At 41.5% G+C, this 18,187-nt stretch carries 20 protein-coding genes; 10 read left to right on the top strand and 10 right to left on the bottom strand.

Annotation, left to right across the window (positions count from 1 at the left end; genetic code table 11):
* The first annotated feature begins 215 nt into the window (after positions 1-215).
* Positions 216-1,796: a SpoIIE family protein phosphatase gene (locus TPSD3_RS05745; RefSeq protein ID WP_086487627.1), complete on the top strand. Its 1,581-nt coding sequence runs from the start codon at positions 216-218 to the stop codon at positions 1,794-1,796.
* 2 nt (positions 1,797-1,798) lie between these two features.
* Here TPSD3_RS05745 and TPSD3_RS05740 read toward each other — a convergent pair whose 3' ends face one another.
* Entirely contained in the window at positions 1,799-2,263 is a 465-nt protein-coding gene (locus tag TPSD3_RS05740) for a hydrogenase maturation protease (protein ID WP_086487626.1), read from the bottom strand.
* A gap of 105 nt (positions 2,264-2,368) precedes the next feature.
* Between TPSD3_RS05740 and TPSD3_RS05735 the strand changes: the two genes are divergently transcribed.
* From TPSD3_RS05735 to TPSD3_RS05725, 3 genes are read left to right on the top strand one after another with little or no spacing between them, the layout of a single operon-like run.
* Positions 2,369-3,913, top strand: coding sequence for a class I SAM-dependent methyltransferase (locus TPSD3_RS05735; RefSeq protein ID WP_086487625.1), 1,545 nt, complete (start codon positions 2,369-2,371; stop codon positions 3,911-3,913).
* Between the two features lie 40 nt (positions 3,914-3,953).
* Entirely contained in the window at positions 3,954-4,499 is a 546-nt protein-coding gene (locus tag TPSD3_RS05730) for a DUF7931 domain-containing protein (protein WP_086487624.1), read from the top strand.
* A 34-nt stretch (positions 4,500-4,533) separates the two neighbouring features.
* Positions 4,534-5,016: a low molecular weight protein-tyrosine-phosphatase gene (locus TPSD3_RS05725; protein WP_086487623.1), complete on the top strand. Its 483-nt coding sequence runs from the start codon at positions 4,534-4,536 to the stop codon at positions 5,014-5,016.
* A gap of 29 nt (positions 5,017-5,045) precedes the next feature.
* Here the strand turns inward: TPSD3_RS05725 and infA are convergent, their stop codons facing one another.
* The gene (gene infA / locus TPSD3_RS05720; RefSeq protein WP_086487622.1) at positions 5,046-5,264 is read right to left on the bottom strand and encodes a translation initiation factor IF-1; all 219 of its coding nucleotides are present in this window, start codon (positions 5,262-5,264) and stop codon (positions 5,046-5,048) included.
* Positions 5,265-5,453: 189 nt separating this feature from the next.
* Here infA and TPSD3_RS05715 point away from each other — a divergent pair, with 189 nt between their 5' ends.
* Entirely contained in the window at positions 5,454-6,557 is a 1,104-nt protein-coding gene (locus TPSD3_RS05715; RefSeq protein WP_086487621.1) for a S49 family peptidase, read from the top strand.
* A gap of 83 nt (positions 6,558-6,640) precedes the next feature.
* Here TPSD3_RS05715 and TPSD3_RS17480 read toward each other — a convergent pair whose 3' ends face one another.
* Positions 6,641-7,666, bottom strand: a complete 1,026-nt coding sequence (locus TPSD3_RS17480; protein WP_086487620.1) for a hypothetical protein — start codon at positions 7,664-7,666, stop codon at positions 6,641-6,643.
* Positions 7,667-7,796: 130 nt separating this feature from the next.
* Between TPSD3_RS17480 and TPSD3_RS05705 the strand changes: the two genes are divergently transcribed.
* Positions 7,797-8,198, top strand: coding sequence for a helix-turn-helix domain-containing protein (locus TPSD3_RS05705; protein WP_086487619.1), 402 nt, complete (start codon positions 7,797-7,799; stop codon positions 8,196-8,198).
* 63 nt (positions 8,199-8,261) lie between these two features.
* Here the strand turns inward: TPSD3_RS05705 and TPSD3_RS05700 are convergent, their stop codons facing one another.
* From TPSD3_RS05700 to TPSD3_RS05680, 5 genes are all read right to left on the bottom strand, one after another.
* Positions 8,262-8,942, bottom strand: coding sequence for a cytochrome b/b6 domain-containing protein (locus TPSD3_RS05700; protein ID WP_086487618.1), 681 nt, complete (start codon positions 8,940-8,942; stop codon positions 8,262-8,264).
* Positions 8,939-10,591, bottom strand: a complete 1,653-nt coding sequence (locus tag TPSD3_RS05695) for a tetrathionate reductase family octaheme c-type cytochrome (RefSeq protein ID WP_217884391.1) — start codon at positions 10,589-10,591, stop codon at positions 8,939-8,941. Before TPSD3_RS05695 ends, TPSD3_RS05700 begins: the two co-directional genes overlap by 4 nt.
* 135 nt (positions 10,592-10,726) lie before the next feature.
* A complete protein-coding gene (locus TPSD3_RS05690) occupies positions 10,727-11,524 on the bottom strand; it encodes a cysteine hydrolase family protein (protein WP_140048496.1) in 798 nt (265 codons plus the stop codon).
* A 32-nt stretch (positions 11,525-11,556) separates the two neighbouring features.
* Entirely contained in the window at positions 11,557-12,045 is a 489-nt protein-coding gene (ispF, locus tag TPSD3_RS05685) for a 2-C-methyl-D-erythritol 2,4-cyclodiphosphate synthase (protein WP_086487616.1), read from the bottom strand.
* A 22-nt stretch (positions 12,046-12,067) separates the two neighbouring features.
* Positions 12,068-13,057: a 3'(2'),5'-bisphosphate nucleotidase gene (locus TPSD3_RS05680; RefSeq protein ID WP_086487615.1), complete on the bottom strand. Its 990-nt coding sequence runs from the start codon at positions 13,055-13,057 to the stop codon at positions 12,068-12,070.
* A 416-nt stretch (positions 13,058-13,473) separates the two neighbouring features.
* Here TPSD3_RS05680 and TPSD3_RS05675 point away from each other — a divergent pair, with 416 nt between their 5' ends.
* From TPSD3_RS05675 to TPSD3_RS05665, 3 genes are all read left to right on the top strand, one after another.
* Entirely contained in the window at positions 13,474-13,914 is a 441-nt protein-coding gene (locus TPSD3_RS05675; RefSeq protein ID WP_086487614.1) for a DUF29 domain-containing protein, read from the top strand.
* Positions 13,915-14,047: 133 nt separating this feature from the next.
* Positions 14,048-14,326 carry a UPF0175 family protein gene (locus tag TPSD3_RS05670; protein WP_086487613.1) on the top strand — a complete coding sequence of 93 codons (279 nt, stop codon included), beginning with the start codon at positions 14,048-14,050 and terminating at the stop codon, positions 14,324-14,326.
* Entirely contained in the window at positions 14,323-14,799 is a 477-nt protein-coding gene (locus tag TPSD3_RS05665; protein WP_086487612.1) for a PIN domain-containing protein, read from the top strand. Before TPSD3_RS05670 ends, TPSD3_RS05665 begins: the two co-directional genes overlap by 4 nt.
* A gap of 145 nt (positions 14,800-14,944) precedes the next feature.
* Here TPSD3_RS05665 and TPSD3_RS05660 read toward each other — a convergent pair whose 3' ends face one another.
* Positions 14,945-15,370 (bottom strand): type II toxin-antitoxin system VapC family toxin, encoded by a 426-nt coding sequence (locus TPSD3_RS05660; protein ID WP_086487611.1) that lies wholly within the window; start codon positions 15,368-15,370, stop codon positions 14,945-14,947.
* Complete coding sequence (locus tag TPSD3_RS05655; protein WP_086487610.1) at positions 15,357-15,617, bottom strand: type II toxin-antitoxin system VapB family antitoxin; 261 nt, start codon at positions 15,615-15,617, stop codon at positions 15,357-15,359. The genes TPSD3_RS05660 and TPSD3_RS05655 overlap by 14 nt, the downstream gene beginning before the upstream one ends.
* Before the next feature lie 322 nt (positions 15,618-15,939).
* Between TPSD3_RS05655 and TPSD3_RS05650 the strand changes: the two genes are divergently transcribed.
* Positions 15,940-18,051, top strand: a complete 2,112-nt coding sequence (locus TPSD3_RS05650) for a type II secretion system protein D (protein WP_086487609.1) — start codon at positions 15,940-15,942, stop codon at positions 18,049-18,051.
* Positions 18,052-18,187 lie beyond the last annotated feature (136 nt).

Here is an 18,187-nt window from a genome sequence, read left to right as displayed (position 1 = left end):
CCCAAATAAACGGATCGATATTTACAGAATTAAAGAATTTTCAAAATGGATTCTTGCCCGTCGTTTATTTTCAGCAGATTTCTTATTCTTTAATTGAAAATTCTGAAATTCTGTAAATTCTGATTCTGACAGACTTGATTTTGGTCTATCAACCCCATCATTCTGCTATAGTTTTTAGCAAAAGTGAACTGATTCATCAAATAGGACACCTCCCCATGATCTTCAACCACCGCCACAGTTTAGGCACACAACTTAATTGGCTAATTGGTCTCGTGTTGCTGATACTTGCTGCGTTGTACAGTAGTATTTTTTATGCGTTAGAACAGCAGCGTCAAGCTGAAATGCTCAGTAAAACAGAATTATTGTTGCGCGTATTAGTAGAGCAACGGATAGAAGATTTAGCGAATGATTTATTCGGTAATTATCGAGATTCTATGCAATTAACGTTGCAGCAAATGAAAAATATCGATAATTTATTAAAAATAAGTACTTATTATCCTGATGGTCGTTTATTTGCCAGCACGAATCAGCAAGAAAATGATTTATTTAAAGCCAATGATGCCAAAGAATGGCAGGATCAATTACCATTAATTAATATTCAAACGTGGCAAAATTATACCGTCTTGCGTTATTTACAACCGCTCGATGTGATTGGGGAGCGGGTGGGTTATGTAGAAATCTTTTATGATTTAACTTTATCACAACAACAACAAAATCTCAGCATTACTTTTTTAATCGGCTTATTTATTGCGCTCACATTAACCTTATCTCTACTTATCAATAGAGCCTTAAATAAATTAGTATTAGCTCCATTAAATCAACTGCGTTCAGCCATGCAAATATTGGCTAATAATCAGCCCGTAGAAGTGGTGCAATTAAGAACGAATTCTGAATTAAAAGACATGTCAGATAGTTTTAACATTATGATGGCTGCTGTGATTCATACGCGCCATTTAATTGAACGCCAAGTGGAAGAACGCACGGCACAATTAGGCCAAGCCAATCATGAAATTCGCTTATTAAACGAGCAGTTACATTTAGAAAATCGTCGCTTAGGCTCTGAATTAGCGGTCAGCCGCCGTTTGCAATCCATGTTATTGCCAACGGATCAGGAATTAGCCACCATTGATACCTTAACCATTACAGGAATGATGACTCCCTCACAAGAAGTGGGCGGCGATTATTACGATGTTTTTCAAACCAAAGATCATTTAATTTTTGGTATTGGCGATGTCACAGGACATGGTTTAGAAAGTGGCGTATTGGCCATGATGACACAAACGGCAGTAAAAGCCTTATTTAGCCGTGATGATTTATCATTAATGGAATGTTTAATTGCGGTGAATAAAACCATTTTTAGTAACGTGCAACGCTTATCGACAGATCGCACATTAACTTTATTATTAATGGCTTATGATACCAAACAACACCAATTAACTTTTACGGGACAACATGAATCGGTGTTGTGGATTAAAGAAGGCGAATTAATTTGTTTAGATACGATTGATTTAGGTTTTCCTGTGGGATTAGAAGAAGACATTAGCGATTTTGTGAATATTTACCAATGTCAACTCAATCCCAATGATGTGATTGTGTTATATACCGATGGCATTACCGAAGCCGAAAATGAACAGCAAGAATATTATGGATTAGAACGTTTAATGACCGTGGTCAAAGAAAATTGGCATTATTCGCCTTTGTCTTTAAAACAAGCGATTTTAAATGATGTTTGGGCGTTTATTGGCAATCATACCTTATTAGATGATATTACCTTGCTGATTTTAAAACGGGTTTAAGATCAAAGCGTTTCCCATTCGGTCAAGGTTTGCATGACCAGCGCGCTGGCCGCGGGTAAAGCCGCGGCAACGGCGGGTGATAACTCCTCGCCCCAGGTCAAATTTTCCGCCTGAATCCCAATTAAAGCCCGATAACGCGGCAAGCGTTCGGTCAGTGTGACAATAGTTAATACATCCATCAAGCCCACTTCATGTACCCCGCGTTGATGTGTATTCAAAAATCTATCCATTTCCGCTCCCACATAACGCCGCAAACTGCCCGGCGGCGCGTTCAACTGCGCGGCATCCAGTACCAACAAGGCTTCATGGTTTTCAATTTCCGGTGCCAATGTAAAACTTAATGTTCCCCCGTCAAGCCATGTTACATGAGGTAAATTGTAATTTTTTTCCATATCACGCAACAAATGAATCCCTACGCCTTCATCAGAAAGTAATATATTACCAATTCCCAATATTAATGTTTTCATTTTGACCTCTCATGTTGATTTCACTGCATTTATTCCCCAAACCTATTATAATACCAAACAGGTTTTAAATTTTCTTTTTCTTCATTCAACACGTTGGATAATAGTATGAGCGAACAGACTTATAATGAACTGCTTTATGATTGCGTATTAGGTTATGAATTTCAACCGTCAGAATTGGCGATAATGTCCCGTTTATTTGGGCTTAATCCACCGCCTGTGGCAACAGCGAGAATTTTGGATATTGGCTGTGGGGATGGCACGCATATTATTGGGGTGGCGCAATCTTTACCCAATAGCCATTGTGTGGGCATTGATTATGCGGCAAATGCCATTGCGATTGGGCAAAAAACAATTGATGATATTGGACTTAAAAATGTCACGCTGCATACGGCTAATTTATGTGATTTGCAAGTGGATTTAGGGCAGTTTGATTACATTACCGCACATGGTTTTTACTCTTGGGTGTCAGAAGAAGTGCAGCAGGCTTTATTGCGCTTTTGTCAACAGCATTTAAGCGAGAATGGTTTAGTTTATCTCAGTTATAACACTTTACCCGGTTGGCACGCAAAAAATATGGTGCGCGATATGATGAAACACCACGTTTCACCCAGCCAATCGTTAAGCGAACAGGCGCAATCCGCACGGCAATTGATTCAATTCGCCGCACAATTACATCAGGAGGGTAAAAATTATTACGCCCAATTTTTAACCGATATTAACGCGCATTTAAGCGGTTTACCCGACAGTTATATTGTGCATGAATATTTAGCAGAGGAAAATCATCCTGTTTATTTTCAAGATTTCATGCGTACCGTGTCTTCTTTTCAACTGAATTATGTCACTGATATAGAATTTAAAAAATACCAGCATTTGCAATTAAAGCAGTTTTTAGAAGAACAATTGCAAGTGCGCGATGCGTTGGCACAAGAACAATATGTAGATTTCTTGTTTAAACGGGAATTTAGAAGCAGCATTTTATGCCGTCAAGGCATCACCGTGGCGCGTGAACCCCAATTAGCAGTGTTAGAAAATGTTTATTATGCGGCTGAATTAGGCTATCAAGTTAATCCTAATCAAGCCGATACCTTAACGTTTAATACCGCTAAAGGTCAGCGGTTTGACAGTAATGATTCTTTACTCAATGCAGCATTGTCTTTATTGGCAGAACATTATCCGCGTCGTTTGTCTTTTGCTGAATTGTTACAACAGGCGTGTCAGCGATTAAATGTGTTTTTAGATTATGCTACGTTTAGTCAGCAATTATTGCCGCATTTATGGCAATTATATTTAATTGATGCCATTTCACTTTATACCGAAGCGCAATCTCCTGCTGATGTATTAAGTGAATATCCTGTGGCTTCGCCATTAGCGCGTTGGCAGGCACGCCAAGGTAAAGCAGTGGCTAATTTATTGTGCAAAACAGGCGAATTAGACCCATTGGCTCTCTCTTTATTGGCGCAATTAGACGGCAGTAAAACGAAGACGGATTTAATCGAAGGTTTAGTCCAGCAATGGCAGCGTGGTGAATTAAATATCGGCGATCCCAATGCGCCCCAAAAAATCACTGAAGAACAAGCCAGAGCCACTTTAGCTCCTTTTGTCGAGCAAATGTTAGTGGGATTTTTAAGAAATGCGTTATTAATCGCTTAATGTTTTCATCTAAAACGTGATGACTATAGGAGTTTAAGCCATGCCAGAATCGCCGCAAAATGATCCCCAATCCCATGAGGAAATGATTCCCTATCGTTTGGGAGAAAGTACGGAATTATTAGTGTGTCAAGGCGTGGAAGAACATCGAGATATTGCCCTGCGCATGATGCAACAAACTGAATGGCAAATTGATATTTTTACCCGCTATTTCGATCCGCGTATTTTCGGAACGGAAGATTTTGGCGAGGCCATTGAACAATTGGCACTGAATAATTATCGCTGTCGCATTCGTATTTTATTGCAAGAGCCTAAACTCACTGCCACACGCGGCCATCGCGTTTTGGAAATTGGACGACGATTAAGCAGTTATTTTCAATTTCGCCAAACCGACGAGATTCATCGCAAGTTGCCTTATGCGTTTTTAATTGCAGATGAAACCGCATACATGTATCAAACCCATGCCGATGCGTTAAAATCAGAAGTGAATTTTTGCGACGGGGCGCGGGCGCGCCAATTAACAGAACAATTTGAAACACTATGGAATGCGGGCGAATCCAGCCCATGGCTACGCGTCCATGTGTTGTAAGCGTTTTTGTAAAAATAAGGAGTTTTTCTAAAAAATGCCCACTGAACCATTAAAAGTATTATTTGTCTGTATGGGGAACTATTGCCGTTCACCGTCGGCTGAAGGTCTGTTTTTAAAAATGCTTCAAGAGCAGGGATTGACGACACGGGTACACGTTGACTCGGCTGGCACGCACGATTATCACGTGGGGGACGCGCCCGATCCCCGCTCACAACGCGCCGCAAAACAACGCGGTATCGATTTGAGCGCACTCCGCGGTCGCCAAATCGATGAGCGCACCGATTTTGCCGAATTTGATTATATTCTACCGATGGACAAACACAATCACGCCAATTTATATGCCATTTGCCCACCCGAACATCGGCATAAAATACGCCTATTCATGACGTTTGCCCCTGAACGCGCTGTTGCAGAAGTCCCTGATCCTTACATGACGGGAGAATTTAGTTATGTGTTGGATTTGTTAGAAGCAGCTTGTGCGGGTCTATTGACGGATATTAAGCAACGGTTGGAATAAGCAGCACTTCTATAAATCCTTGTGAACGGTTAGCGGGCGCGATAAGTGATACGTCCTTTAGAGAGGTCGTAAGGGGTGAGTTGTACGGTGACTTTGTCTCCTGTCAGGATACGGATATAATGCTTGCGCATCCGTCCAGAAATATGCGCGGTCACGACGTGTCCATTGTCGAGTTGGACGCGGAAAGTTGTATTCGGTAGGGTTTCAATCACCGTACCTTCCATCTCAATACTGTCTTCTTTTGCCATAAATGTCGTTAAATGTCTATCACACGGGTCAACTGAGGATAAAAAGTAAAATCGATTCTTGATCGCGTGTCTTAGAAAACCGCTAAATCATTGAATCATTGCGGCCGCTATGCTAACAGATAACGGCTCAAGTCACAATTTTTTCGCACACAAACTTTTAGACAGGTTTTTACTGCTTTGGAGAGTAGAATGAATTCATGGTTGAACAGTGTTTGGTTACTGCCCTTGCGTATTTTTATCAAGGTGCTGTTGGTGATGGTGAGTTTGCTGATTATTTTTACGTTGATTGGGATGATGGCCGGGGGAAACCCTCACTTTGCTAAAACCAGCACTGACCCCTTAGAATTGGAGTATCAGTATGTGACTGGCGCGGCAGAGAGTAAAAATTATTTGTTACAGATTAATATTGATGGGGTGATTTTGGGGATTGTGCCGGAGGGTTTGCCGACGGCACCGGGTTTGATGGGATTTTCGGTGACTTATGGTTATGCGGTTCGAGAACAGTTGGTGAAAGCCGCGGAACAAGATGAGATTAAAGGCGTATTGCTGCGCTTACAAACCCCCGGCGGAACAATTTTCGGTTCACGCGCTATTTTTGACGGGATTAAATATTATCAAGAGAAGACGAATAAACCTGTTTTTGCTTATGTAGAAGGTTTATCGGCTTCGGGTGGTATGATGGCGATGGTGGGCGCAGACAAAATTTATGCTGATCACGGCAGTATGGTGGGCAGTATTGGGGTGTTGGGGCCTTCTTTATTTTACTTTAATAAGCCCACAGCCTTTGATGGCGGGTTATTAGCGGGGGGGATTGTGACGGAGGGCGGAATTGAACAAACGTTGGTTTCCGCAGGGCGTTACAAAGATTTGGGCAATCCCTTCCGTCGAATTACAGCCGAAGAACTCGCGCATTTACAAGCCAGCATTGATGAAGAATACAATTATTTTGTGGAACATGTGGCGGTGGCGCGGGATATTTTGCCTGATGTTTTACGTAATGAGTTAGGTGCGCAAATCCTAGGAAATGCGCAAGCAGAACAGTATCATTTAATTGACGGCACGCTCAGTTATCACGATACGTTAGACCAATTGGCGCAACAAGTGGGATTGGAAAAGAGCGATTACCGTGTGGTGACTCCACATACAGAGCCAGTGGGTTTATTGGGACAACTTTTAAGAATAAAATCTATGTTCAGTACGCACACCACGCCACAGCAAGTGACTCAGCATCTTTGTGATATGGTGCAGTTGCCGTTGGCTTATTATGGTGATCCGCGGGGGTTGTGTCGTTAGGTGGGGTGTTGGAGGGCTTCAGCCGCGTGCAAGGTTGGAATGCAACGCGGCTGAGAAAAAATTAAACTAAATATAACAATAAGTTATTTACAGCTTGTTGCGTATTCAGTTTCGATAACGGCTGTTCCCGCATCGTTGTAAGTCTCTACTTTTGTATCTGTACAAGTTTTTCCATTGGCACTGTATGATTGGCCAGGGGTAAGCATAAAAACTTGCTTTGATTCGTTAAGGTCTAAATCGAATCCCAAAGTTCCCGCACGTTGCCGCATTTTGACGTTAAAAAAGGCAACTTGTACATTGCCAAATCCAGAAATTACCGGCACCATCACACAAGGCACTTGCAAACTTCCATCAACTGGATTGTATTGCGAAATGCAGGGGTTAGTATCAGATGAAGTTGTGGTACTTGGTATCGCTGTTGGGGTGCTTGGGGTCGGTGTTGGGGTTGGTGTCGGGGTTGGCGTTGCAGCACTTCCGCCTTTGAGCGTCACTTCATACAACTGGTCGCCCGGTTGAATATTGGTGATTGCCAGTTTAACAAACGGTCTGCTGGTATCCAACTTGACAGTATCGCCTTCGTTACCAGAACTGTCCTTAAAAGCAACTCCGTTGATGTTGAGATAAGCCACACCATTTTTTGCAAGTAACTCAACATTATTGATTCTATCAGAATTCCAACCAATAACATTGCCAGCGTTGTTTCGATAGGGATCGTTGAATACTATCCCACCTGAACCGTAATAATTATATGCGCGAATAAATAACGCGCCAGTATTATCATTTTCCACCTTATACAGGGTGATGGTTTGCTGGTTACCGGGATTATACCAAAAAGCATTCACATCCAACTCAAAGTTATCTGTGAGGTTCACATCAAACTCGATTTGCCCGACGCGACCTGCTACGGCCGTAATGTACTTAATCCGCTCTTCGGGTAAGCAACTGCTCTTGTTGTCGGGACAATAACTTTTAACTTCAAGATTTTCCCCTACTCTTGTGCCGACTTCCAGCGTGGCGGGGTCTATCAAAGTGTTGGCTGAGGCTTGAATCGCCACACTGGCGAGTAACCCTACACAACCCACTACAGCAAAATTTTTCATCAATCGCATGTTCTAAGCTCCAAATAAGTCTAACAAAAATCTTGACAACGCTGTCAACGTAAGACTATGATAAGCGCAAATTGGGATTAAATAACACCAACAAAATGGCTCTATTGGCACTACTTTTTGGAGGTTTTCCATGCAACTCCACGAAAAATTAAAAGTGATGCGTTTATGTAAAAATTGGTCGCAAGAAGAAATGGCGGATAAATTAGGTTATTCTGTGAATGGATACGCAAAAATTGAACGCGGAGAAACTGATCTGAAACTGGAAAAACTCAGTCATATTTCTGATATTTTGGGAATTGAATTGCAACAATTATTGGGTTTAAACGAAAAAAATATTTTTAATATTATTGATAATTCCCCGCCGCAAGGCAGTCAAAGTTGTAACGTTTATCTTACAGAAAGCCAATGCGCTCATGAATTGGAAAAATATAAATTACTATTGCAAGAACGCGACAAAGAAATTAATTATTTAAAACAAGAAATTGAATATTTAAAAGAGTTTGTTTCTCTACTAAAAAATAACCCATCGTAAGCGGTGAAATTCATATCAAATTCCACCGCTATTATTTTCTCCTCATTCAGCGGTAAATTGCCTTTAATGAGAATGAGAATCTGAAATCGGTTTCACTGAAACGGCTTTGCTTTCTTGTAAATAAGCGGCTTCAGCGGCGGTTAAATCGACTTCATCAAATCCCGTAATCATAGGCTTTACGTGGGCGGCAAAAGAATGACCTGTAGACAGCAGATACACATGCAGCAAAACAAACGCTACAATTAAAAACGCTGCACCCACATGTAACACTGCAATCCATTCAAAAGTCATCAACGCATTAGGCAACCATTCTCGCCAGTATTGATACGTGAAATAAGCCAAGCCTGTCAGCCAAATCAAAGGAAATAACACCAGCTTTAATGACAAATAAGCTAAGGCTTGTAGTGGATTATGTTTACGCCAGAAGGCTTTGCGATACGGATGCGGTTCAGCGCGAAAAATACCATAACTGTAAAAACGAAACACTTGCCACAATCCCTGATGCGTCGGCAAATAATGCCGCCACGTGCCAGTGGTCAGATGCCAGAAAATCGCAAATATCCATAAGATAATCAAAGTAAACGCTCCCCAAGTATGCCACACCACCGCAGTCTTAAAACTGATAAGGGAATGCAAGCCATGAATCGCAAAGCCTGTAAAAAATAAGCTAAAAATTAAAAAAGCCTGCGTCCAATGCCAAAATCGCTCAAAACGACTGTAAACTTTAACGCTATGTAAACTCATGACCGATGTCTCCCCGTCAATCCGCGCAATGTTGCATGTCCTACAATTCCCAGTAAAGCCGCTAATAACAACCATAATCCATAACGATCAATGTCATAAGGTGCATCGCGTCCGGGTAAATAAAACCCTTCTACGTTTTGTAAACGCCCTGCTTTGCTGTGACACTCTCCACAATCTAAAGCCTCTTCTTTAGGCGCGACCATGTGTGTAATCGGCCAATAAGAATAGGTATCGACAAAGCCGTATTCACCGCTATAAGGAAGATTATTTTTTTCCATTCCCGTTTTAATGGCGCGAGCAAAATCATAATTTCCCCAGAATGCGTCCTTATCATTTCCCCATAAGTGCATGTAAACTAAGGTATTAAAGCCTTTGTCATAAGGTTGAATGGTGTGCATGGGTTTAAAAGGCCAGATTCTTGATTGGGGATCATCGGCGCGTCCGTTGAAACCGTTAATGTCAATCGGCCCCTTGTTGGGATCGAAAACGGTGTCAATGGTTGTATAATTCATTTGTCCATCGAACCACGCATAATGTGGCACAAAATTCTCCGCCCATTCAAAACTGCCCTTAATTGACTTATAAGTGGAGCGGGCTTTGCCGTTGGCTTGAACGTAATTGTCTTCTTTGTAACCTTCTCCGTCTTTCGTTTTACCCGCAGTGCGCCAATCCCATTTGACATTGGTGGCGACTCCCCCGCGTGCAATTTTTGGAATATGACAGGTTTGACAAGCGACTTTATTCACGTGATCGTTTAATTTCATTGCCACCACGCCATCGACAGGATGCGGGCTGGTACCATGACACGACTCACACGTGGCCACATCTCGCCGCATACCGGGTTTTGCTGTGCCTTCGGTGTCTTTGGCGACGACCTGATAACGGCTGCCTGCCCACACGTGTTTATCGCTGACATGGCATTGAGTACAGGTAAAATTTAAACCGTCAACATCCATGTGAACATCCAACGACCGATCTGGACGCTCTAGCGATGAATCCAAATCACCGTGTTTTACGCCATCACCACCGCCCCCATAAAAGTGGCAACGACCACAATTATCGCGGCCGGGCAAGCCGACATTTTGGGCGACAGTATTCCATTGAATGGGGGGTTTTTCCTTAAACATCACAGAACAGGCTTCGTTACCGGGGCTGTTGGGCGTTTTGTAATAAGACCCCGTGCGATCATGACACACTAAACAATCAATATTATTCGGATTATTAAAATCAAAGGTTTCATCTTTCCAACCATAGCCTGCGTGACATTGCGCACACATGCCTTCATTGCCTCTGGCATTGGTACAGAAGGTATTCACCAGATGTTTTTTACCGAGTTTTTGTCCTGTTTTGGGGTGGGTATATTCCCACGTCCAATGGATAGATTTCATCATGTGTTCGCCCGCTTCGGTATGACACGAGAGACAGGCTTTGGTGACGGAAGGGCCATCTGTAAACGGCTGCTGTAAGACTTCAAACTTGCTGTGATCAGCCGTTGAAGTACTGGAATGACCCGGTGTCGGGGGAGAAGGGGGATTGTCTCGAAAGTGCATGTTGGTGTGGCTGTCGTCATCAGCCAATGTCATACCTGACAGCACGCACAACACGAGAAACAACCCCATAGAAAATGGAATAGACCAGAATCGCTGCATGATTCATTCATCCTGAGTTTTGGGGGTTTAATGGGAAAGCTCAGTATAACACAGCGATTTTAAAAACGATTTAACCTAGATTAGTAAACTTGTCATTATTGGGTCACAAAAGAAAAGTCCGTTTTTTTCAACCCCTCACAACAAATCATCACTAGAATGTATCACTTGTACGCCTACATTTTTCATGTCTTGTACAAATTGCGCCCCCCACGCTTCAAACCCCGGCACGGAAGAACAGGTGTCTTCAATTAACACCAATTTATCCAATTGAGTCTCTCCAAAATTCGCCACAATATCGCGCACGGTATTCGCCACACAATGCGATAAGGCTTGTCCAGAAATAGCCACTCTATCGGCCGCTTTTAAGGTTTGAATTAACGCCGTATTTAATTGAGTATAAGGGTCTTTGGGATCGGGAACATCGGCGCGAACAGCACTATAATGTTCTGTCCAAATATTATCCCCTTTATTAATATAATTAGCGATGGCAAATGATTGCTGTTCCCATGTTCTAATCGCTTGTGCGACGGGTTCAACCACATTATGTCCAGCCGTACCGATGAGACAATGCGGCGGCCAAATAGTCAGTTGATAACGGCCATTTTTCGCTAAAGTTTCCACATAATTTAAAGCACGGTTTTGATGTTCTGGTTTAGTGGTTTGCCAGCGTTTTTCTTGCACATCTTCGGCCGAAATTTGCGTAAATGGGGTGGGATGTTCCCCATTTTTATCTATCCAAAAAATAGGGTGCGCAATATCGACCAAATGGTGCGTATCTAATGTGACATGAATGGCTTCAATATGCGCCGAATAACGCTGTAATAATGCGGCTAAACGCAAACTGTCCTCATCAGCACCCGGTACGTACAATTGACCTTGGGGATGAGCAAAATCATTTTGCGGATCAATTAACAAAAATTGTAATTTCATCATGAAATCCTCATTATTAAGCGTTACATTTCAAATCAGTTTTGCATTGGAAAAACCGCTGTCACAATACAAAATACCTGTATCCCTTCACCCCGCCCAAATGCCGTTAAATCCTCTCCTGATGTAGCTGTGATACCAATGTCATCCACAGTTAATTGTAATAATTGACTTAAACTGGCTTTTAATTCGGGGATTTTAGGAGAAATTTTTGGCTGGGCGCATTCGATGGAAAAAGAAGCGTGACAAATTTGCCAACCGTTTAAATATTTTAAGGCTTCGGCTAAATATACTCGGCTGTCCGTCATTCCTTGTTGACACAAATCATCACTGATCTTGCCCAGAATATTCACGCCAGTAATGCCGGAGATGGCATTGGTGAGCGCGTGTAACATGACATCGGCATCACTGTTGCCTTCTAAACCACGCTCTCTCTCAAAAATCACGCCGCCAAGAACCAACGGCTTATCCCCATCAGCATATTCAAAACCATGACTGTCTTGTCCAATAGCGGTTTTAATGCGCATTATAATTTCCGGGTTGTTTCCATTAGGCTAAAAAATAACGCAAAGCATCGATCACCGCCCGATGATAAACGGGTGTACTGACCACGACACCTTGATTATGTTTCATGGTTTGATCGCTGGCGAATTGTAAACGTTGCCCTAACATATCACTGGCTTTGCCGCCGGCCTCTTCTACCAACAACACGCCCGCCGCATGATCCCAAATTTTCTCGCGGTAATCGGGTTGTGTCGGGGAAGGCAAACGCAAATAAAGCGCAGCATCGCCTCGCGCCACCACACCATATTTCGCTTGGCTGTCTAATTTCAGCGAATCGGCATGTAATCCTGCTTCTTTGATGACTTTTTTCTGCAATTCATGGTCGCCATGCTCAATGCTCTCGGCACAGCGCAAGCGTTTAGGGTCACGGCCATCGACCAAGTGAATGGGTTTTAATTGTAAACGGTGACTGTTGAGCGAAGCCATTAATGCGCCTTCGCCGCGCACAGCTACGAATAGACACCCCACGCCGCGCTTGGGATCGTCGTAATCAACAGGCAACATCGGACAAGCCAATACGCCCACTTTCGGATCACCATTCTCAATCAAGGCAATCGCAATGGCATACTGCTCGCGTCGTAAAAATCCCTTCGTGCCATCAATGGGGTCTAACGTCCAAAAACGTTCTTTATTCACCTCTCCATTGCCCAAATCAATCCACTCACACACCCGCTCATTATTGGCTTCGGGAACGAAACGTTGAGTAAATGCGGTGATTTTTTCTAATAACGGTAAATTTTCAGGCAATTGTAACGAACTGGCATTTTCTTCACCCACGATAATATCGTTAGGGAAAACAGTACGTAAATGCTGACAAACTAGGGCTTGCGCGCCAAAATCAGCAATAGTCACGGGGCTTTTGTCCCCTTTTTCTAAAGTATCTGTGGCTATTAATTCATTTTGCACGTCTATACAAAAAGCAGCCGCTTTTAACGCTGCTTCGATTGCCACTTGTTTTTCTTTGATGTAAGCCACGGTGTGTTATCCTTGAAAACGGGTCTAACCAATCGATTACCAAAATCGCGCCCGTTATTTTGCGCAGTTTAAACCCATGACGCAAGGGGACAACGGATATTCTATGTTTAATCCCCCGAATCTTAGGCGAAAAAGGCAATGATGCCACGTCGAGTCTCAGCAAGAAAATGGTGTGGATTTTCGCCGCGGCGCGTCTGGACGGCATTTCTACATGGCATGTGGGAACGAGGAAAAAACAATATTCAGTTGCATGATTGAAAACATCCTAATATAAAATATATACTAAATTGTCTGAGTCAGAATTTCCAGAATTAAAGAATGTTCAAAATTGATTCTTGCACGTCGTTTATTTTCAGCAGATTTTCTATTCTTTAATTCTGGAACTTCCATAAATTGCTTTAAAAGGTTAATTAAAAATGAATAACACTAAGTTGTATGAAAATGATTTTAATGCGTGGATTGCTCAACAAATTAGTTTGTTAAAAGCGGGGAAAACCAATGAAATTGATACTGAGCATCTTATTGAAGAATTAGAAGATATGGGCATAAGTAGTCTAAGGGAATTGGAGAGTCGTTTTGTCATCTTAATTGCTCATTTGCTTAAATGGCAATTCCAATTTGATCAGCAAAGCGGGAGTTGGCGGGGTTCAATCAATGAACAACGAGTACAAGTATTGCGTTTACTCAGAAAGATACCTAGTTTGAAACGCCAGATAAATGATGCAATAACGGATGCTTATCCCGATGCTTTAGAAATTGCAATCGATGAAACGGGTTTACCCGAATCTTGTTTTCCTAAAACCTGCCCTTATTCGGTTGAGCAGTTGCTGGATAAGCAGTTTTATCCTGAGACATAAAAGCAGGTGTTTTCTGTCTGAGTCAGAATTTCCAGACACAAGAATTTTCAAAATTAATTCTTGCACGTCGTTTATTTTCAGCAGATTTTTTACTCTTTAAATTCTGGAAATCCTAATTAACGAGAAAAATACTATGCAAACCTCTATTGAAGTGACTATTGATGAATCTATTTTGCTGTCTTTGAAAGCTAAAAAACAAGAGTTTTCTGAAATGTTATGTTTTTATACTGCATTGGCTTTGTATAAGCAAAATAAACTGAGTTTGGGCAAAGCAGCAAACTTGGCGGGTTATAGTCGTTTAGATTTTATTGATAAATTACGTTTAGAAAAACAACCCATATTTGACTATGAAACTGAATTAACTCAAGAAATGATTCATTCAGGCGATACGCTGTTGGAACGCTTAAAGTGATTGCTGTATTTAATACGACCCCTTTGATTTCTTTGGCGGCAATTCAAAAGTTACATTTATTGCAGCAATTATTTAATTCAATTTATATACCTCAAGCTGTTTACTATGAAATAAAAGCCAAGCATTCATTTGCTTATCAGGAAATAGATGCTGATTGGATAAAAGTTAAAGTTGTTCAAGACAAATCCTATTTGCGTTTGTTATCTAATGAATTAGATGATGGTGAGGCAGAGGCACTTTGTTTAGCAAAAGAATTAGTAGCAGATACACTGGTTATTGATGAACGCATCGCTTATAACATTGCGAAATCACAGGGTATTTTTGTTATTGGTACATTGACTGTATTGTCAATGGCAAAAAAAGCACATTTAATTGAAACGGTCAAACCTTTGCTTGATGAAATGGTTTGTTCTGGACGTTGGTATAGTGCTACTGTTTATCATGATTTTTTAAAAGAATTAGGTGAATTATAAGATATTTTCTGTCTGAATCAGAATTTACAGAATTAAAGAATTTTCAAAATTAATTCTTGCCCGTCGTTTGTTTTCAGCAGATTTTCTATTCTCTTTATTCTGAAAATCCTAAAATTCCGTAAATTCTGATTCAGATGAATAAATTTTATGGTAATAATAAATTTTCAAAAGGATAATGATTTTTCCAGCGATAGGTGTGAAAATCACGCAAGTCTGTGGATAATATACGACCATGCCCTAAATGCTCTGCTAAAATAACCAGCGAAGCATCTGCAAAATCCATCGGTAAATCAGCGTATTTGTCCATCAGCCAATTGATTTGTGGGGCATGTTCAGCACCTATTTCAAAAATTGTAAATAACCCATTTTGGTAGTGGGTTAGAAACTTTCGTTGTGCTTCACGCCCAATTCGCTGGTAAAGTAAATAAGATACCTCTGTCATTACTGCACAAGTGGTAATAAAAGAAACATTATCAGTCGCCATCTTTTGCAGGCATTGCTTGGCGATTTCATGGTGCTGGTCACGTTTGTTAGCGAGTGCCACCCAAAAACCAGTGTCAACGATAATCATATTTCTCATCCACAATACAAGAAAATACTTGTTTATAGTTCGCTGACAGCGTGGGTTCTGCTTCACCACAGCCGATAAAATCTGATTCTAGTAGTGTTTTGGCTGAATTTTTTGGAGCTTGGCATTTAAGCTGAGTCGCCACCCAATTACGCAACACTTCTTCGATAATTTCCTGTTCCGATGTTAGATTGCTTATCGAACGGGCTTGTTGTAACAATTGATCGTCTATAACAATATTTAATTGCATGATTGAAAATATCCTTTATAAAATTAATACTAAATTGTCTGAATCAAAATTTACAGACACAAGAATTTTCAAAATTAATTCTTGCACGTCGTTTATTTTCAGCAAATTTTCTATTCTCTTAATTCTGAAAATCCTAAAATTCCGTAAATTCTGATTCAGACAAAAAATCCTGTAAATCCCGATTCAGACCAAAAAAACCGAAAACCCATAAAATCCCACTTCTCACCATGAACCACAAAAAAATTTAACCTTTGCACTTTTAACTAAACTCTGGTTAAATTCTCTCATTTTTTCGATTTAAACCCATTACTTCCCTGTAAATATGCTTAAACCGTTCTCTGTTATCCTGTTGCTTGGCTTGCTTAGTGCCTGCGCTACGAAACCTATACCTAAAAATGTCACGCTGCCTACGCCGTTACGACCTCCGTTGCAAGCTCTGCCTGATGAGTTTACGACGGTGGCGGGCGACGAAAAAAATCAAAACGTCCCTGAACCACAAAAAGAAACCTTGATTACGGTCATTCCACCCGCACAAGCCAGTTCCGTCATTATTTCTGATCAAGGCTCCGCGCCACTGCCCGAATTTAAAGCACAATCCGCAGTCAGTATTAATGTCGATAATCTGCCTTTAGCCGCATTTATTAATGAATTATTCGGCAATGTATTGGGTTTGTCTTTTCAACTCGATAGCACGTTACAAAATAAATCAGATTTAGTCACATTACGCATCACCCCCCCACAAGAACCTAAACAACTTTATCAAACGGCTTTACAAGTTTTAGCTGATTATGGCGTTGCCGTCAGCTTGTTGCCTAATAATTTGTTAAAATTTACTATCCAAGATAAAACCACGGCCTCTTCTGAACCCCCACTGCTCATCAGCGGGCGCGCTTTGCCTGAAGTGCCTGTGTCGCATCGGCCTGTTTTTTATAATGTGAATTTGAAAATTATTCGCGCTAATCAAATTGAATCCATTTTGCGCGGACTCATCACTGACAGAGATTTTTCAACCCGTTTAGATTTACAAAGTAACTCCTTGCTCTTGTCAGGCCCATTGGATAAAATTAAACTCGCTGTGAATATTATTCAATTCTTTGATCGCCCCTCTATCCGCAGTCAACATGTGTTAAAAATTACACCTGCTTTTATTCCTATAGATGAATTGGCTAAACAATTAAGTGATATATTGCGATTACAAGGTTATTATGCAGGGGTCGGCTTAAATGCACTAGAACAAAGTGCCAGTGTGATTTTATTACCGCTTACACGTAATAATGTTTTGTTTGTGTTTGCTTCGGATGCCAGTGTTTTTCCACCCATCGAACAATGGGCTAAACAATTAGATATTCCTGTCTCTCTTGAAACGAGTTCTAATGCGGTCGGGCTGTTTTATTATCCTGTACAACATGTTCCCGCGGCTGATTTGTCTAAAATGCTTTCTCCTTTGCTCAGTACCATTCAGCACGCCGCAGTAGAAAATCAAGCACCCATCGTTCAAAATCAAGCCAATCCACAGGTTAAGCCCGCAAGAATTGGACAAACTCAAGATGTTTTGGTTGTTGATGAATTGAACAATATGTTAATTTATCAGGGGAAAGTGGATATTTGGATGAATCTTTTGCCTATTTTACGGCAAGTTGATAAACCCGCTCGACAGGTTTTGGTCGAGGTGGTGATTGCAGAAATTACGTTAAACGATGAAGAACGCAGCGGCGTTGAATGGATTACAACAGGGCTTAATATTGGTTCTCTTGATGGCGCATTACGCACGTTGGGCGGCTTAGGTATCGGTGGTGGTGGGTTGAATTACAGTTTTGTCAACAGTTTAGGGCAAACTCGTGCTATCCTAAACGCCTTTGCCAGCGGCAGCCGAGTCAATATTCTGTCTTCGCCCCGTTTGATGGTAAAAAGTGGACAGGAAGCCACAATCAATGTCGGTTCTGAAGTTCCCGTGATTACTGCTCAAAGTGTGGATTCCAGCACGGGGCAAGTCGGCGGCAACAGTGCCTTGTTGCAGCAAATTCAGTATCGACGCACAGGGATTAATTTGCAAGTTAAACCCATTGTTTATGCAGGGAATCGAGTCGATATTGAGTTGACGCAAGAAGTCAGTCAAGCCGAAGAAAACACAACAAGTGCCATCAGTTCGCCCGTTATTTTGAATCGCTCTGTCAGCACGCAATTGAGCCTGAGCGATGGGGGTTCGGTTTTATTGGGTGGATTGATGACGCATACTATCAATCGCGGTTGGACAGGTGTCCCTGTCTTATCCGATGTGCCATTGCTGGGGCATTTGTTTAAAACACAACGCGCCCTCACCACCCGCACCGAATTGATGGTGTTGATTGTACCTTATGTACTAGGAACGGATGAGGCTTTGGAAGAGATTACCCAGTTATTTCGTCATCGTTTACAATTAGAGGGTTTACCTTGATTGTCCAATTATCCTGTGATTCACCACTTTTGTCGTTGTCTTACTTTAGCTTATGTTAAATATTTTTACCACTATCTGTTTGTTTTTATTTTAAAAATGGGTTGATTCGTTGTGGAAAGCGTAAGGCAAAAAAAAT

Source organism: Thioflexithrix psekupsensis, assembly GCF_002149925.1.
Taxonomy (GTDB): Bacteria; Pseudomonadota; Gammaproteobacteria; order Beggiatoales; family Beggiatoaceae; genus Thioflexithrix; species Thioflexithrix psekupsensis.
The sequence above is the reverse complement of the archived record's forward strand: the minus strand, read 5'-3'. Positions and strand labels throughout refer to the sequence as shown.

What these genes read in the sequence shown, in the direction of transcription:
- ispF (WP_086487616.1), bottom strand. Translation starts at nt 12,045, where the DNA reads ATGCGCATTAAAACCGCTATTGGACAAGACAGTCATGGTTTTGAATAT.
- TPSD3_RS05650 (WP_086487609.1), top strand. Translation starts at nt 15,940, where the DNA reads ATGCTTAAACCGTTCTCTGTTATCCTGTTGCTTGGCTTGCTTAGTGCC.
- TPSD3_RS05695 (WP_217884391.1), bottom strand. Translation starts at nt 10,591, where the DNA reads ATGCAGCGATTCTGGTCTATTCCATTTTCTATGGGGTTGTTTCTCGTG.
- TPSD3_RS05705 (WP_086487619.1), top strand. Translation starts at nt 7,797, where the DNA reads ATGCAACTCCACGAAAAATTAAAAGTGATGCGTTTATGTAAAAATTGG.
- TPSD3_RS05715 (WP_086487621.1), top strand. Translation starts at nt 5,454, where the DNA reads ATGAATTCATGGTTGAACAGTGTTTGGTTACTGCCCTTGCGTATTTTT.
- infA (WP_086487622.1), bottom strand. Translation starts at nt 5,264, where the DNA reads ATGGCAAAAGAAGACAGTATTGAGATGGAAGGTACGGTGATTGAAACC.
- TPSD3_RS17480 (WP_086487620.1), bottom strand. Translation starts at nt 7,666, where the DNA reads ATGCGATTGATGAAAAATTTTGCTGTAGTGGGTTGTGTAGGGTTACTC.
- TPSD3_RS05670 (WP_086487613.1), top strand. Translation starts at nt 14,048, where the DNA reads ATGCAAACCTCTATTGAAGTGACTATTGATGAATCTATTTTGCTGTCT.
- TPSD3_RS05730 (WP_086487624.1), top strand. Translation starts at nt 3,954, where the DNA reads ATGCCAGAATCGCCGCAAAATGATCCCCAATCCCATGAGGAAATGATT.
- TPSD3_RS05740 (WP_086487626.1), bottom strand. Translation starts at nt 2,263, where the DNA reads ATGAAAACATTAATATTGGGAATTGGTAATATATTACTTTCTGATGAA.
- TPSD3_RS05735 (WP_086487625.1), top strand. Translation starts at nt 2,369, where the DNA reads ATGAGCGAACAGACTTATAATGAACTGCTTTATGATTGCGTATTAGGT.
- TPSD3_RS05675 (WP_086487614.1), top strand. Translation starts at nt 13,474, where the DNA reads ATGAATAACACTAAGTTGTATGAAAATGATTTTAATGCGTGGATTGCT.
- TPSD3_RS05725 (WP_086487623.1), top strand. Translation starts at nt 4,534, where the DNA reads ATGCCCACTGAACCATTAAAAGTATTATTTGTCTGTATGGGGAACTAT.
- TPSD3_RS05655 (WP_086487610.1), bottom strand. Translation starts at nt 15,617, where the DNA reads ATGCAATTAAATATTGTTATAGACGATCAATTGTTACAACAAGCCCGT.
- TPSD3_RS05700 (WP_086487618.1), bottom strand. Translation starts at nt 8,942, where the DNA reads ATGAGTTTACATAGCGTTAAAGTTTACAGTCGTTTTGAGCGATTTTGG.
- TPSD3_RS05745 (WP_086487627.1), top strand. Translation starts at nt 216, where the DNA reads ATGATCTTCAACCACCGCCACAGTTTAGGCACACAACTTAATTGGCTA.
- TPSD3_RS05660 (WP_086487611.1), bottom strand. Translation starts at nt 15,370, where the DNA reads ATGATTATCGTTGACACTGGTTTTTGGGTGGCACTCGCTAACAAACGT.
- TPSD3_RS05690 (WP_140048496.1), bottom strand. Translation starts at nt 11,524, where the DNA reads ATGATGAAATTACAATTTTTGTTAATTGATCCGCAAAATGATTTTGCT.